The organism is Streptomyces luteogriseus, assembly GCF_014205055.1.
In the GTDB taxonomy this organism is placed as follows: Bacteria; Actinomycetota; Actinomycetes; order Streptomycetales; family Streptomycetaceae; genus Streptomyces; species Streptomyces luteogriseus.
Window position 1 is genome coordinate 409,007 of the sequence record NZ_JACHMS010000001.1, and the last position, 14,722, is coordinate 423,728.

Here is a 14,722-nt window from a genome sequence, read left to right on the forward strand (position 1 = left end):
TACATCTTTTCGGGCGGGGATCACTATCGCAGCAGCCTGCCGGGGCATCGCGGCCGAGGTGTCAGCTTCCGATGACGAGCACGGCGCCGAGCACGATCATCGTGGCGGCGACCAGTCCGTCGAGGACGCGCCAGGCGGCCGGCTTGGCCAGGAAGCGGCCGAGCATCCGGGCGCCGAACCCGAGGGCGGTGAACCAGCACAGGCTGGCCAGCACCGCGCCGAGGCCGAAGGTCCAGCGCAGTTCACCGTGGTCGGCGGCCACGGAGCCCAGCAGGAACACGGTGTCGAGGTAGACGTGCGGGTTGAGCCAGGTCATCGCCAGACAGGTGAGTACGGCCCGGCGTACCGATCCGGCCGCCTCCCCCTCGGTGCGCAGTGCGTCGCCGCCGGGCCGCAGCACCCGGCGGGCGGCCAGCGCACCGTAGACCAGCAGGAACGCGCCGCCGATCCAGCCGACCACGGTCAGGGCTCCCGGCCACTTCACCACCACCGCGCCGACCCCGCCCACCCCGAGCGCGATCAGCGCCGCGTCCGACAGGGCGCAGATGGCGACCACGGCGAGGACGGCCTGGCGGCGGATCCCCTGGCGCAGGACGAAGGCGTTCTGGGCGCCGATGGCGACGATGAGGGACAGTCCGGTGCCGAAACCGGCGGCGCCGGCGGTGAAAGTGCTGGTCATGGCGTCGACGCTACGGACGCCCACCACTCGGGTCCAGCTAAAGATTCTTACGTATCATTAGCACACGTGATGATGACCGATCTCCCGCTGGACCAGGTGCGGACCCTGCTCGCCGTCGTGGACGAGGGGACGTTCGACGCGGCGGCGGCCGCACTGCATGTGACGCCGTCGGCGATCAGCCAGCGGGTGAAGGCGCTGGAGCAGCGCACGGGCCGGGTCCTGCTGCTGCGGACCAAGCCGGTGCGGCCGACCGAGTCGGGTGAGGTGCTGGTCCGGCTCGCCCGCCAGGTGGCGCGCCTGGAGCACGACGCCTACGCGGAGCTGGGACTGGCCGACACCGGGGAGCCGGTCCGGGTGTCGGTCGCGGTCAACGCCGACTCGCTGGCCACCTGGTTCCTGCCCGTGCTCGCGCGCGTGCCGCAGGAGCCGCGGCTCTGCTTCGAGCTGCGCCGCGAGGACGAGGATCACACGGCGGCCCTGCTGCGGGAGGGCGTGGTGATGGCCGCGGTGACCTCGTCACCGGACCCCGTGCCGGGCTGCTCCGTGCGCCCGCTCGGGCGGATGCGCTATCTCCCCGTGGCCGCGCCGGACTTCGCCGCGCACCATCGCGGCGGGCCACTGGCACAGGTGCTCACCGAGGTGCCCGTGGTGGTCTTCGACCGGCGTGACGACTTCCAGGACGGCTTCGTCCGCGGGCTCACCCGGGGACGCAGCGGCGCGAGTGCGCTGCGGCACTACGTGCCGACCTCGGAGGGCTTCGTCGAGGCCGTCGCCGCCGGCCTGGGGTGGGGCCTGGTACCGGAGCCCCAGGCGGATCCCCTGCTGCGCGCGGGCCGGCTCGTCGGCATCGCCCCGGGCCGCACGGTCGACGTGCCGCTGTACTGGCAGCAGTGGAAGCTCGACTCGCCGGCGCTGGCGCAGGTGGCGGAGACGGTGACGGCGACCGCGGCGGAGACGCTGCGGGCCTGACGTCTCAGTCGCGGATGCCCTCGAGCCGGGCGGCCGCGCTCTCCAGGAGCATCTCCAGGGCCGTCGGGTAGGCGCTGGTGAGCATCCGGGTGGCGAGCAGCGGCGCCGCCTCGGCGATGCGGGGATGGGTGGCGGCGGGCAGACGGGCGTAGGTGGAGCGCCACATGTCCTCGTCGGCGTGCAGCGAGTCCCTGGGCAGGGCCAGCGAGGCGGCGTCCAGCGCGGCGAAGGCCAGGGTCTGGTCGATGAAGGCGTGGTAGATGCGCACGGTGTCGGGCAGCGGGAAACCGGCCCTGCGCAGGACGTCCAGGACGGCCTCGTCCGCGGCCAGCTCGTGGGCCCGCCCCGTGACACGGTTCGTGGTCAGCAGGGCGGCTTGCGGATGGGCCAGGTACGCCGCGTGGATGCGCAGCCCGAAGGACCGCAGATCCTCCCGCCACTCCCCCGTGGGCCGCCAGCCCTCGAGTGCCTGGCCGATGAGCGCGTCGCCGATGGCGAGGGTCAGGTCGTCCATGCCGCGGAAGTACCGGTAGAGCGTGCTCGGGTCGGCGTCCAGGGCGAGGCCCAGCCGGCGGGCGGTGAGTCCGGCGCTGCCGTGTTCGCGCAACATGCGCAGCGCCGTCTCGACGATCAGCTCCTCCGTCAGCACGGTGCCGCTCTTGGTGGGCCTGCGCCGGCGGCGTTTCTCCTCGGGTACCACGGGCTTGGGCACGACGTCCCCCTCCTTGTCCTTCCTTATGCCAACGCCATTGACCTTATGCCGCGGGGCGGCGTTTCATCACTGCAAGGACGCGGCACGTTCTTCGCAAATAGGGAGTTTCTGTCATGCGTGTACTGCTCGTGGGTGCCGGTGGTGTGGGCGGGGCGATCACCCGGATCGCGGCCCGGCGGCCGTTCTTCGAGGCGATGGTGGTGGCGGACTACGACCCGGCCCGGGCCGAGGCGGCGGTCGCGGCCCTGGGCGGCGAGGCGCGGTTCACCGCGGAGCAGGTGGACGCGGGCGACGAAGCGGCCGTGGCCCGTCTGCTCCGGTGGCATCGCTGCGACGTTCTGCTCAACGCCACCGACCCCCGCTTCGTGATGCCCCTGTTCCGCGCGGCCCGCGCCGCGGGTGCCACCTATCTCGACATGGCGATGTCACTGTCCCGCCCGCACGCCGAGCGCCCCTACGAGGAGTGCGGGGTCAAGCTCGGCGACGAGCAGTTCACGCAGGCCGCCGACTGGGAGAAGGAGGGGCTGCTGGCCCTCGTCGGGATGGGTGTGGAGCCGGGACTGTCGGACGTCTTCGCGCGGTACGCCGCCGACGAACTCTTCGACGAGATCGAGGAGATCGGCATCCGCGACGGCGCGAATCTGACCGTCGACGGCTACGACTTCGCGCCCTCGTTCAGCATCTGGACCACCATCGAGGAGTGCCTCAATCCGCCGGTCGTCCACGAGACGGGCAAGGGCTGGTTCACCACCGAACCGTTCAGTGAGCCCGAGGTCTTCGACTTCCCCGAGGGCATCGGCCCGGTCGAGTGCGTGAACGTCGAGCACGAGGAGGTGCTGCTCGTCCCGCGCTGGGTCGACGCCCGCCGGGTGACCTTCAAGTACGGCCTGGGCCGGGAGTTCGTCGAGACGCTGAAGACGCTGCATCTGCTGGGCCTGGACCGCACCGACCCGGTGACCGTGCCCGGGCCCGACGGGCCGGTGAAGGTCTCGCCGCGGGACGTGGTCGCCGCGTGTCTGCCCGATCCGGCCACCCTCGGGGAGCGGATGCACGGCAAGACCTGTGCGGGCACCTGGGTGAAGGGCGTGAAGGACGGCGCGCCGCGCGAGGTGTACCTCTACCACGTGGTCGACAACCAGTGGTCGATGGCGGAGTACGGCTCCCAGGCCGTGGTGTGGCAGACCGCGATCAACCCCGTCGTCGCGCTCGAACTCCTCGCGACGGGCGCCTGGTCCGGTGCGGGCGTGCTCGGCCCGGAGGCCTTCCCGGCCCGGCCGTTCCTGGACCTGCTGACGGACTACGGCTCCCCCTGGGGCATGCGGGAGCAGTGAACGACTGTCCGGGAACGCCCTGTTTCAGCGCGCATCGACAGGTCACCCGAAAAGGAGTAAGCAGACGAGAGAGCACGTTTCTACTGCGATGCAGGTGACTTCGATGGACAACTGGCGAGACCACGCTGCCTGTCGGCACGAGGACCCCGAGCTCTTCTTCCCGATCGGCACCTCCGGCCCGGCTCTGCTGCAGACGGAACAGGCCAAGGCGGTGTGCCGACGGCGCTGCCCGGTGCAGGAGCAGTGTCTGCAATGGGCCCTGGACACGGGCCAGTCCATCGGCGTGTGGGGCGGGACGAGCGAGAACGAACGGCGTGCGCTGAAGCGCCGCACGGCCGCCCGCCGCCGCTCCGGCTGACATCGGCCCGCAACCCCCGGGGACCTGGCTGCACCGCAGCGGTTCCCGGGGGTGCGGGCGTCCGGCCGGGGTTGGGCTCGCGGCACGGGTCCGTGTCGTCGCGGGGAGGAGCCGACCATGAGCGTGCGTGTGCGCCGTGTCTACGATCCCGCCGAGCCGGAGGACGGGGTGCGGGTCCTGGTCGACCGGTTGTGGCCGCGCGGACTGGCGAAGGACGCGGCCCGGGTGGACGAGTGGCCGAAGGCCCTCACCCCGTCGACGGAGCTGCGCCGCTGGTACCACGCGGGCGGGGGCACGTACGAGGAGTTCGCCGAGCGGTACGAGGCGGAGCTCGCCGCCGAGGAGGCCGCAGAGGCCCTGGACGGTGTGCGTGACCTCGCCGGGAAAGGCGACGTGACCCTGCTGACCGCGTCGAAGACGCCGGAGCAGAGCCACGCCACGGTGCTGGTCCGCCTCCTCGAAGGCTGAGGAGACGGGCCCGCGTCCGTCAGGCGGTCTGCTTCGCCGCCGCCCGGCCCGCCGCACGGCCCGAGAAGAGGCAGCCCCCGAGGAAGGTGCCCTCCAGGGCGTTGTAGCCGTGGACGCCGCCGCCGCCGAAGCCGGCGACCTCACCGGCCGCGTACAGCCCCTCGACCGGCTTGCCGTCGGTCCCGAGGGCGCGGGAGTCCAGGTCGGTCTGGATGCCGCCGAGGGTCTTGCGGGTGAGGATGTGCAGCTTGACGCCGATCAGCGGGCCGGCCGCCGGGTCCAGGATGCGGTGCGGAGTGGCGACCCGGCCGAGGCGGTCGCCGATGTAGCGGCGGGCATTGCGGATGCCCTGCACCTGGGCGTCCTTGGCGTAGGGGTTGGCGATCTGCAGGTCACGGGCCTCGATCTGGCGCTTGATCCCGGCCGCGTCGAGGAGCGGCTCGTCGGTGAGGTCGTTCATCTTCGCGACGAGCTGCTCGACACTGGACGCGGTCACGAAGTCGGCACCCTTGCGCAGGAACGCGTCGACAGGTCCGGGCGCGCCCTTGCCGAGGATGCGTTCCTTGAGGAACCCGGCGCGGTCCTTGGCGGTGATGTCGGGGTTCTGCTCGGAGCCCGACAGGGCGAACTCCTTCTCGATGATCTTCTGCGTGAGGATGAACCAGGAGTGGTCGTACCCGGCGATGTCCTCGGTGGTGCGCAGGTGCTTCAGGGTGCCGAGGGTGTCGTAGCCGGGCAGGCAGGGCCCGGGCAGACGGCGGCCGAGGGCGTCGAACCACATCGAGGACGGCCCCGGCAGGATGCGGATGCCGTGGCCGGGCCAGACCGGGTCCCAGTTCCGCAGACCCTCGGTGTAGTGCCACATGCGGTCGCGGTTGACCAGCCGTACGCCCGCCTCGGCGCTGATGTCGAGCATCCGCCCGTCGACATAGGCGGGGACACCGGTGACCATCTCGCGGGGCGGGGTGCCGAGGCGCTCGGGCCAGTAACGTCGGACGATGTCGTGGTCGGCGCCGATGCCGCCGCTGGTGACGATGACGGCTTGGGCGGTGAGTTCGAACTCGCCGATCGCCTCGCGGCTGGAGGCGACGCCCCGCGGTGAGGGGTCCTCGGCCAGGACCGTGCCGCGCACGCCCCGGGCGGTGCCGTCCTCGACGACGAGGGCGTCGACGCGGTGGCGGTGGTGGAAGGTGAGCAGGCCGTCGCGGGCGGCCTGCTTGGCGTAGTGCACGAACGGTTCGACGACGCCGGTGCCGGTGCCCCAGGCGATGTGGAAGCGGGGCACGGTGTTGCCGTGCCCGTGCGCGGTGAGGTCGCCCCGCTCCGCCCAGCCGACGGTGGGCAGGAACTTGATGTGGTGCCCGTCGAGCCAGGAGCGCTTCTCCCCCGCGGCGAACTCGACGTAGGCGCGGGCCCAGCGCACGGCCCAGGAGTCCTCGTCGTCCAGCCGGTCGAAGCCCGCGCTGCCCCGCCAGTCGCTCCAGGCGAGGTCGAAGGAGTCCTTGATGCCCAGGCGGCGCTGCTCGGGCGAGTCGACGAGGAACAGCCCGCCGAAGGACCAGAAGGCCTGGCCGCCGAGGTTGTTGGCATTCTCCTGGTCGACGAGGGCGACCCGTCTGCCCCTGCTGGTCAGTTCGTGCGCCGCGACCAGACCGGCGAGGCCCGCTCCGACGACGATGACATCGGCATCCATGGCGACCGTTCCCTTCTTCAGTTCTTCGTGTGATCGAGGGTGCCGCTGCCATCGGTCAGCAGGGCCGTGAGCAGTTGCTTCAGCCAGGCACGGGCGTGGCCCAGGTCCCGGTCCAGCAGGAGTTGCGTGGTGACGCCGTCGTACGCGGCGACCACGGCGTGGGCGGCGCCGTCCGTGTCCCCCAGCACGGCGGGCAGTGCGGTGTGGCCGCGGGCCCGGCCCAGCCGCTCGGCGATGGCCCGCCGCAGCCGCGCGCGGTGTTCGAGCAGGCTCCGCGCCACCTCCGGGTCACGGGCGGCGTGCACGAGGAAGTCCGTCTTCACCAGGAGCCAGTCCCGGTCGAGGAGCAGCACGTCGGTGACGCGGTCCACGGCGGCGGGCACGTCGAGGTCGGGCCCGTCGAGGGCGAGGGCGCCGGAGACCTGCTCGGCGATCAGCTCGGCCCGCTCACGGTAGAGGGCGAAGAACAGCTCGTCGAGGCTGGAGAAGTTGGAGTAGAAGGCGCCCCTGCTGTAGCCGGCGGCCTCGCAGACCTCCTCGATCGAGACATGCCCGAAGCCCTTGGCCGCGAACACGGAGAACGCCGCCTCCAGGAGGTTGGCGCGGGTGTGGACACGGCGCCTGGTCACACGCCCGGTTCTTCTCTCGACGGTCATGCCCCGCCCCCCTTTCGATACATGATTGTATTGGATACACCGATGTATCGAAAGAGCGATCACCCTATGGAACAGATATTCGAATACGAGGTACGCTGACTGCATGCACCTCCAGGGCTCTCTCTTCGACCAGGCCGGCGAGCTGTGCCTCGGCTCTCTGGACGGGATCGGCCGTACCCACCTCGGCTTCGGCGCCTGGCTCGACACGCTGCCCGGCTGGCTCGGCGGCTCGGACGACCTGTTCGAACAGCTGGCCGCCGAGGTCCCGTGGCGGGCGGAGCGGCGCACGATGTACGACACCGTGGTCGACGTCCCCCGCCTGCTCGCGTTCTACGGCGTGGACGACCGGCTGCCGCACCCCGTGCTGGCCGAGGCACGGGACGCGTTGAGCGCCCACTACGGCGAGGAACTGGGTGAGCCGTTCACCACGGCCGGGCTGTGCTACTACCGCGACGGCCGGGACAGCGTCGCCTGGCACGGCGACCGGATCGGACGCGGAGCGCGCGAGGACACGATGGTCGCGATCCTGTCCGTCGGAGCACCCCGTGATCTGCTGCTCCGCCCGCTGCGAGGCGGCCGGGACACCGTGCGCCGCCCACTGGGCCACGGCGACCTCATCGTGATGGGCGGCTCCTGCCAGCGCACCTGGGAGCACTCGATCCCCAAGAGCACCCGGGCGACGGAGCCGCGCATCAGCATCCAGTTCCGTCCGCACGGCGTGCGCTGAGCACGGACCGGACTCGCTGCCGCACGGCGCGCACTGGGCACGTGAACGCCCCCGCCACCCAGCCGGGTTGCGGCGGACCCGGCGATTCCGCCCGCCGTGGCATCTGCTTCTCTTCTCCCGTCGGGCCGGTAGCGGGACCACACGAGGCGGGCGATCATGCGGGCGGACGTACAGCAAGTCGCGGACGGCACCTACCTGGTGCACGGATCGAACACCAACTGGGTGATCCTCACGGAGGGGGACGCCGTCACGCTGGTCGACACCGGTTACCCCGGCGACCGCGAGCAGCTCCTCGCCTCGCTCGCGCAGGTGGGCAGCTCCCCGCAGGCGGTCGCGGCCGCGCTGATCACGCACGCGCACAACGACCACCTGGGCAGCGCGGAGTACCTGCGCGCCACGTACGGCACGCCCGTTCTCCTGCACGAGGCCGAAGTGCCGCACGCGCGCCGGGAGTTCCTGCACCAGGTGTCCATCGGGACGGTGCTGGGGAACGGCTGGCGGCCGGGGGTGCTGCCGTGGGCCGTGCACGCGCTGCGCTCGGGCGGCACGACCCCCGTCCCGGTGACGGCCCCGCAGGCGTTCCCGACGGCGGGCGCGCTGGACCTGCCCGGACGGCCGGTACCGGTGCACACCCCCGGTCACACCGACGGGCACTGCGCCTACCACCTGCCCGGCACCGGTGTACTGATCTCCGGGGACGCCCTGGTCAGCGGGCACCCCACCTCGCGGGTCGAAGGGCCGCAGCTGCTGCCGGACATGTTCCACCGCGAGCGGCCCCCTGCCCTGGCCTCGCTGGACGTCCTGGCGGAGCTGGAGGGCGAGCTGCTGCTCCCCGGGCACGGGCCGGTGCACCGCGGGCCGGTGCGGGACGCCGCGCGGCGGGCCCGGGAACGCGCCCTTTAGAGTGAGGCGACGATCGGCGGCGAGACAAGGACACCCGGCGCATGGCACTGCAGATCAGCGCGACGAACCCCGAGCACCCCGCGCTCTTGCTGGAACTGCCGTGGCACCTGCCCCTGGAGGACTGGCCCGAGGAGTACCTCGTCCCGCTGCCCCGCGGCATCTCCCGGCACGTGGTGCGCTACTCCCGGGCAGGCGACGAGGTGATCGCCGTCAAGGAGCTGGCCGAGCGCCCGGCGCTGCGCGAGTACGACATGCTGCGCGATCTGGACCGGCTCGGCATCCCGTCGGTGGACCCGCTGGCCGTGGTCACCGGCCGCACCGACGCGAGCGGCGCCCCGCTGGAGAGCGTCCTGGTCACCCGGCACCTGGGCGGCTCGATGCCGTACCGCTCGATGTTCGAGACGACCATGCGGCCCGCCACCATGCACCGGCTGATGGACGCGCTCGCCGTGCTCCTGGTGCGCCTGCACCTGGCCGGGTTCGCCTGGGGCGACTGCTCGCTGTCCAACACCCTCTTCCGACGGGACGCGGGCGCCTACGCCGCGTATCTCGTGGACGCCGAGACCGGTGACCTGCATCCGCAGCTCAGCACGGGGCAGCGCGACTACGACCTCGACCTCGCCCGCGTCAACATCAGCGGGGAGCTGCTGGACCTGGAGGCGTCCGGGGCGCTGCACCCCTCCGTCGACCCGATCGAGTTCGGCACGGAGATCTGCGCCCGCTACCGCGGCCTGTGGAACGAGCTGACCCGGGCCTCCGTCTACCCGGCCGGCAAGTACCACTACATAGAACGCCGGATCCGCCGCCTGAACGACCTCGGTTTCGACGTCGCCGAGATGCAGATCGAGCACGCCTCCAACGGCGACACGGTCAGCTTCGTGCCCAAGGTCGTCGACGCGGGCCACCACCAGCGCCAGCTGCTGCGTCTGACCGGTCTCGACACGGAGGAGAACCAGGCCCGGCGGCTGCTGAACGACCTGGAGAGCTGGATGGCGACCCAGGACGACTACGCGCCCGGCGATCCCCTGGGAGCCCGCCCGGAGGTGCTGGCCCACCGCTGGGTGCGGGAGGTGTTCCGGCCGACCGTGCGGGCCGTGCCGCTCGAACTGCGCGGTGCGATGGACCCGGCGGAGATCTACCACCAGCTCCTCGAACACCGCTGGTACATGTCCGAGCGGGCCCAGCACGACATCGGCATCGAGACCGCGGTCGAGGACTACATCGAGAACATCCTGCCCAAGGCGAGCAGGACGCTGCAGCCGACCGCGGAGTGAGGGGCCGCAGCCCTCACGCGTGGGGCACCACCGCCACCGGGCAGTCCGCGTGGTGCAGCATCCCGTGGGCCACCGAGCCGATGCGGGCCCCGACGGCCGTGCGGTGGGCCCGGCGGCCGACGACCATCAGCTGGGCCGTCCCGGCCACCGACAGCAGCACCTGGCTCGCGCTGCCCATCTCCACGTGCTCCTCGACGGGCACATCGGGGAATCGTTCCCGCCACGGCCGGACCGCGGCGGCCAGGCTCTTCCTCTCGTACGGCTCCAGTCCCCCGGCCTCGTCGAGGAGCTTCAGCGAGCCGGGGCTGTAGGCGAAGACGGGCGGCAGGTTCCAGGCCCGTACGACCCGCACGGTCGCCCCGCGCTCGGCGGCCGTCTCGAAGGCGAAGCGCAGCGCGTCGGCACTGTCCTCCGGGTCGCCCTGCTGGCCCACCACGACCTCCCGGCCGGCGGCCTCGGACGAGGGCTGGTCGCCGGCCCGGACGAGCACCACGGGCCGGGTGGTCGCGGCGATCACCTGCTGGCCGACCGAGCCGAGCAGGAACCCGACGATGCGGCCGTGCCCGCGCGAGCCGAGCACCAGCATCTCGGCGTCGGCCGCGGCGGCGACCAGGGTGTCGGCCACCGGGCCCTCGACGACATCGGTGGTCACCTCGAGACCCGGATGGTGTGCGGTGACGGTGCCGACGGCTTCGGTCACCGCACCGTGCACCCACTCGGCCTGGCCGTCCGCGTCCCCGGCGATCCCCGCCTCGATCACCTCCTGGGAGTGGACCCGCCAGGCGTGCACCACCCGGAGCGCCAGCCCGCGCCGCACCGCCTCCCTCGCCGCCCACGCCAGGGCGGCGAGGCTCTCCTGCGATCCGTCGACCCCTGCGGTGATCGGGCGTGTCATCCCGCTGTCTCCCCTCGTCGGAAATCACTACGTGCTCATGATCAGTCTTCACTACACTGCCCGCATGTCACTGGAGTGGGAGCAGGTAATGGTGGATTCGGCCGATCCCGCGGCCCTGGGCCGCTGGTGGGCCGAGGCTCTCGGCTGGGTGGTGGTGAACGACGCACCTGACGAGTTCGAGATCCGGCCCGCCCCGGAACGACTGCCGGGCCTGCTGTTCACGACGGTGCCGGAGCGCAAGACGATCAAGAACCGCCTCCACTTCGACTTCAGGCCCGACGACCAGGAGGCCGAGGTGGCCCGGCTGCTGGCGCTCGGCGCGCGGCACGCCGACGTCGGGCAGGGCGAGCAGCCGTGGGTGACGCTCGCCGACCCGGAGGGCAACGAATTCTGCGTGCTGGGAGCCTTCAAGAGCTGATCCCCGTGTCCGGGCACCGCGCCGCGATCGAACATACGATGGGCTTCAGGCCGGCGCGGTGCCCCGGGACGCCGTGCCGTGAGTCGACCGCCCGGTGTGGGGGACGTATGGCACAGCCCGCCGATACGGCGCGGACCGTCATCATGACCGTGGACGACGATCCGGGTGTCTCCCGGGCCGTGGCCCGGGACCTGAGGCGGCGGTACGGCGCGTCGTACCGGATCGTGCGGGCGGAGTCCGGCGCGTCCGCGCTGGACGCGCTGCGCGAGCTGAAGCTCCGCGGCGATCTCGTGGCGGTGATCCTGGCCGACTACCGGATGCCGCAGATGAACGGCATCGAGTTCCTGGAACAGGCCCTGGACGTCTACCCGGGCGCGCGGCGCGTGCTGCTGACCGCGTACGCGGACACGAACGCCGCGATCGACGCGATCAACGTCGTCGACCTCGACCACTACCTCCTGAAGCCGTGGGACCCGCCCGAGGAGAAGCTGTACCCGGTTCTCGACGATCTGCTCCAGGCCTGGCGGAGCAGCGACTTCCGGCCCGTGCCCAGCACCAAGGTCGTGGGGCACCGCTGGTCGTCGCGCTCCTCGGACCTGCGGGAGTTCCTGGCCCGCAACCAGGTGCCGTACCGCTGGTACTCCGCCGACGAGCCGGAGGGGCGGCGGCTGCTGGCCGCGGCAGGCGAGGACGGGCTGCGGCTGCCGGTGGTGATCACGCCGGACGGGACACCGCTGGTCGAGCCGGAAGCCGTGGACCTCGCCGCCCGGGTCGGGCTGGCCACGACCCCGACGGCCGACTTCTACGACCTGGTCGTCATCGGCGGCGGCCCGGCCGGACTCGGCTCGGCGGTATACGGCGCCTCCGAGGGGCTGCGGACCGTGCTGGTGGAGCGGTCGGCGACCGGCGGGCAGGCGGGCCAGAGCTCGCGCATCGAGAACTACCTGGGCTTCCCCGACGGCGTGTCGGGGGCGCAGCTCACCGACCGGGCCAGGCGGCAGGCGTCGAAGTTCGGCGCCGAGATCCTCACCGCGCGCGAGGTGACGGCCCTGGAGGTCAACGGCGCCGCCCGGATCGTCCGGTTCTCCGACGGCTCGGCGGTGGCCGCGCACAGCGTGATCCTGGCGACCGGCGTGTCCTACCGGCAACTGGCGGCGCCCGGCTGCGAGGACCTGACCGGCTGCGGCCTGTACTACGGGTCCGCCCTGACGGAGGCCCCGTCCTGTCAGGACCAGGACGTCTACATCGTCGGCGGCGCCAACTCCGCGGGACAGGCGGCGATGTACCTGTCCCGGGGCGCGAAGTCGGTGACCCTGCTGGTGCGCGGCCCCTCCCTGTCGGCGTCGATGTCGCACTACCTGATCCAGCAGATCGAGGAGTCGCCCAACATCCGGGTCCGGTCCCGCACGGTCGTCGAGGCCGCGCACGGCGACGGCCACCTGGAGCGGCTGACCCTGCGGGACGTGGACAGCGGGCAGACCGAACAGGTCGACGCGCAGTGGGTGTTCGTCTTCATCGGCGCGGCGCCGCTGACCGACTGGCTGGACGGGACGGTGCTGCGGGACGAGCGCGGGTTCATCCTCGCCGGACCCGACCTGAGCGCGGACGGCCGCCCGCCGGAGGGCTGGGAGCTGGACCGGCCGCCGTACCACCTGGAGACCAATGTGCCCGGCGTGTTCGTTGCGGGCGACGCCCGCTCCGAGTCCGCGAAGCGGGTCGCGTCCGCCGTCGGAGAGGGAGCCATGGCCGTGATGCTCGTCCACCGGTATCTGGAGCAGTCATGAGCGGGCGGGCGGCCCCCTGCAACCCTCAGGAGATCGGGGCGCTGTTCCTGTTCGAGAAGCTCACGCCCGAGCAGCTCGGCAGGCTGTGCAGCGAGGGCCGGGTGGAGCGCTTCGAGCCCGGGCCCGTGTACACCGAGGGCGAGCCCGCCACCTGCTTCTACGTGATGCTCGAGGGCTCGGTGGTGCTGTACCGCCGGGTCGGCGGCGACGACGTGGAGGTGACCCGGACCTCCCAGCGTGGGGTGTACGCCGGGTCGATGCAGGCGTACCTGGGCGACCGGGTGCGACAGGTCTACAACAACTCCATGCGCGTCACGGAGCCGACGCGGTTCTTCGTGCTGCCCGCCGACACGTTCGCGGGGATCATGCAGGAGTGGTTCCCGATGGCGGTGCATCTGCTGGAGGGGCTGTTCTTCGGTTCGAAGAGCACCCAGCGGGCCATCGGGCAGCGCGAACGGCTGCTGGCGCTGGGCTCGTTGTCCGCCGGCCTCACGCACGAGCTGAACAACCCGGCGGCGGCGGCCGTTCGAGCGACCGCGACGCTGCGGGAGCGGGTCGGCAAGATGCGCCACAAGCTGGCGGTCATCGCCCAGGGGTCGTACTCCCCCGAGGTCATGGCCCATCTCATCGACATCCAGGAGCGCACGGCCGAACGGGTCGCGAAGGCGCCGGTGCTGAGTCCGCTGGAGGCCTCCGACCGGGAGGACGCCGTGACCGACTGGCTGGACGACCAGGGCATCCCGGAAGGCTGGCGGATCGCGCCCACCTTCGTCCAGGCCGGTCTCGACGTGGACTGGCTGGACCAGATCGCGGCGGCCGTGGACGAGGACATCCTGCCCAGCGCGATCGGCTGGCTCAACTACACCGTCGAGACCGAGCTGCTGATGGACGAGATCAACGACTCGACCGCCCGCATCTCACACCTCGTGGACGCGGCGAAGCAGTACTCGCAGCTCGACCGGGCACCCTTCCAGAACGCCGACGTGCACGAACTCCTCGACTCCACCCTGCTGATGCTGTCGGGCAAGATCGGCAAGCAGATCGAGGTCGTCAAGGACTACGACCGTTCGCTGCCGAGGATCCCCGCGTACCCGGCGGAGCTCAACCAGGTGTGGACGAATCTCATCGACAACGCGGTCGCGGCGATGAACAGCGCGGGCGGGCAGGGGACGTTGACCGTGCGGACGGCTCGAGACCACGACCGGCTGCTGGTGGAGTTCCGCGACACGGGTGTCGGAATCCCGGCGGAGGACCGGGGGCGGATCTTCGATCCCTTCTTCACCACCAAGCCGGTGGGTGAGGGGACGGGGCTCGGGCTCGACATCTCCTGGCGGATCGTGGTCAACAAGCACCACGGGAGCATCCAGGTGGAGTCCGAGCCGGGGGACACGCGTTTCCAGGTACTGCTTCCGCTGACAGCGGTCGAGGAGGAGTCGGCATGAGTGGCGAGAACGGGATCGACCCGAGTGTGCCGCCGAGCGGCAGCGGGTGCGCGGAGTGCGACGTGTCCGGGGGGTGGTGGTTCCACCTGCGGCGGTGTGCGCAATGCGGGCACGTGGGGTGCTGTGACAGCTCGCCGGCGAAGCACGCGACGGGGCATTTCCGGGAGACCGGGCATCCCCTGGTGCAGAGCTTCGAGCCGGGTGAGGACTGGTACTGGGACTATGCGACGAACGAGTTGTACGAGGGCGGGCCGGAGCTGGCCGGGCCGCTGAGTCATCCGGCCGATCAGCCCACGCCGGGGCCGGCGGGGCGGGTGCCGGCGGACTGGGCGAAGGTTCTGCGGGCCTAGGGGCTCGGGGCTGTCCGGTCGATTCGCGGCAGCAGGTGGTAGGCGGTCGGGCGCGACCACGCG

General features: G+C 71.7%; 16 protein-coding genes. 11 read left to right on the plus strand and 5 right to left on the minus strand.

What is annotated here, in order from left to right; translation table 11 throughout:
* Nucleotides 1-61 precede the first annotated feature (61 nt).
* On the minus strand, nucleotides 62-679 hold the full coding sequence (locus tag BJ965_RS01915; protein ID WP_184907037.1) for a LysE/ArgO family amino acid transporter: 618 nt from the start codon (nucleotides 677-679) through the stop codon (nucleotides 62-64).
* A gap of 69 nt (nucleotides 680-748) precedes the next feature.
* Between BJ965_RS01915 and BJ965_RS01920 the strand changes: the two genes are divergently transcribed.
* The gene (locus BJ965_RS01920) at nucleotides 749-1,648 is read left to right on the plus strand and encodes a LysR family transcriptional regulator ArgP (protein ID WP_184916665.1); all 900 of its coding nucleotides are present in this window, start codon (nucleotides 749-751) and stop codon (nucleotides 1,646-1,648) included.
* Between the two features lie 4 nt (nucleotides 1,649-1,652).
* Here BJ965_RS01920 and BJ965_RS01925 read toward each other — a convergent pair whose 3' ends face one another.
* Nucleotides 1,653-2,360 (minus strand): TetR/AcrR family transcriptional regulator, encoded by a 708-nt coding sequence (locus tag BJ965_RS01925; protein ID WP_184907038.1) that lies wholly within the window; start codon nucleotides 2,358-2,360, stop codon nucleotides 1,653-1,655.
* A 113-nt stretch (nucleotides 2,361-2,473) separates the two neighbouring features.
* Between BJ965_RS01925 and BJ965_RS01930 the strand changes: the two genes are divergently transcribed.
* From BJ965_RS01930 to BJ965_RS01940, 3 genes are all read left to right on the plus strand, one after another.
* On the plus strand, nucleotides 2,474-3,691 hold the full coding sequence (locus BJ965_RS01930) for a saccharopine dehydrogenase family protein (RefSeq protein ID WP_184907039.1): 1,218 nt from the start codon (nucleotides 2,474-2,476) through the stop codon (nucleotides 3,689-3,691).
* Nucleotides 3,692-3,794: 103 nt separating this feature from the next.
* On the plus strand, nucleotides 3,795-4,049 hold the full coding sequence (locus BJ965_RS01935) for a WhiB family transcriptional regulator (RefSeq protein WP_030844076.1): 255 nt from the start codon (nucleotides 3,795-3,797) through the stop codon (nucleotides 4,047-4,049).
* Between the two features lie 117 nt (nucleotides 4,050-4,166).
* A complete protein-coding gene (locus BJ965_RS01940) occupies nucleotides 4,167-4,517 on the plus strand; it encodes a DUF488 domain-containing protein (RefSeq protein ID WP_184907040.1) in 351 nt (116 codons plus the stop codon).
* 19 nt (nucleotides 4,518-4,536) lie between these two features.
* Here BJ965_RS01940 and BJ965_RS01945 read toward each other — a convergent pair whose 3' ends face one another.
* Both BJ965_RS01945 and BJ965_RS01950 read right to left on the minus strand, forming a co-directional pair.
* Nucleotides 4,537-6,210 carry an FAD-binding dehydrogenase gene (locus tag BJ965_RS01945; RefSeq protein ID WP_184907041.1) on the minus strand — a complete coding sequence of 558 codons (1,674 nt, stop codon included), beginning with the start codon at nucleotides 6,208-6,210 and terminating at the stop codon, nucleotides 4,537-4,539.
* Between the two features lie 17 nt (nucleotides 6,211-6,227).
* A complete protein-coding gene (locus tag BJ965_RS01950) occupies nucleotides 6,228-6,866 on the minus strand; it encodes a TetR/AcrR family transcriptional regulator (protein ID WP_184907042.1) in 639 nt (212 codons plus the stop codon).
* Nucleotides 6,867-6,969: 103 nt separating this feature from the next.
* Here BJ965_RS01950 and BJ965_RS01955 point away from each other — a divergent pair, with 103 nt between their 5' ends.
* The 3 genes from BJ965_RS01955 (at nucleotide 6,970) to BJ965_RS01965 (ending at nucleotide 9,770) form a co-directional block, all read left to right on the plus strand.
* The gene (locus BJ965_RS01955) at nucleotides 6,970-7,593 is read left to right on the plus strand and encodes an alpha-ketoglutarate-dependent dioxygenase AlkB (protein ID WP_184907043.1); all 624 of its coding nucleotides are present in this window, start codon (nucleotides 6,970-6,972) and stop codon (nucleotides 7,591-7,593) included.
* A gap of 156 nt (nucleotides 7,594-7,749) precedes the next feature.
* Entirely contained in the window at nucleotides 7,750-8,496 is a 747-nt protein-coding gene (locus BJ965_RS01960) for an MBL fold metallo-hydrolase (protein WP_184907044.1), read from the plus strand.
* 41 nt (nucleotides 8,497-8,537) lie between these two features.
* On the plus strand, nucleotides 8,538-9,770 hold the full coding sequence (locus BJ965_RS01965; protein ID WP_184907045.1) for a DUF4032 domain-containing protein: 1,233 nt from the start codon (nucleotides 8,538-8,540) through the stop codon (nucleotides 9,768-9,770).
* A gap of 13 nt (nucleotides 9,771-9,783) precedes the next feature.
* On the opposite strand, the gene BJ965_RS01970 is transcribed toward BJ965_RS01965, so the two are convergent.
* Complete coding sequence (locus BJ965_RS01970) at nucleotides 9,784-10,665, minus strand: universal stress protein (RefSeq protein ID WP_184907046.1); 882 nt, start codon at nucleotides 10,663-10,665, stop codon at nucleotides 9,784-9,786.
* A gap of 64 nt (nucleotides 10,666-10,729) precedes the next feature.
* Here BJ965_RS01970 and BJ965_RS01975 point away from each other — a divergent pair, with 64 nt between their 5' ends.
* The 4 genes from BJ965_RS01975 to BJ965_RS01990 all read left to right on the plus strand — a co-directional run bounded on the left by BJ965_RS01975 (nucleotide 10,730) and on the right by BJ965_RS01990 (nucleotide 14,659).
* Complete coding sequence (locus tag BJ965_RS01975) at nucleotides 10,730-11,083, plus strand: VOC family protein (protein ID WP_184907047.1); 354 nt, start codon at nucleotides 10,730-10,732, stop codon at nucleotides 11,081-11,083.
* Between the two features lie 107 nt (nucleotides 11,084-11,190).
* The gene (locus tag BJ965_RS01980; RefSeq protein WP_184907048.1) at nucleotides 11,191-12,867 is read left to right on the plus strand and encodes an FAD-dependent oxidoreductase; all 1,677 of its coding nucleotides are present in this window, start codon (nucleotides 11,191-11,193) and stop codon (nucleotides 12,865-12,867) included.
* Nucleotides 12,864-14,309, plus strand: a complete 1,446-nt coding sequence (locus tag BJ965_RS01985; RefSeq protein WP_184907049.1) for an ATP-binding protein — start codon at nucleotides 12,864-12,866, stop codon at nucleotides 14,307-14,309. The genes BJ965_RS01980 and BJ965_RS01985 overlap by 4 nt, the downstream gene beginning before the upstream one ends.
* Entirely contained in the window at nucleotides 14,306-14,659 is a 354-nt protein-coding gene (locus tag BJ965_RS01990) for a UBP-type zinc finger domain-containing protein (protein ID WP_184907050.1), read from the plus strand. The genes BJ965_RS01985 and BJ965_RS01990 overlap by 4 nt, the downstream gene beginning before the upstream one ends.
* Nucleotides 14,660-14,722: the final 63 nt, after the last annotated feature.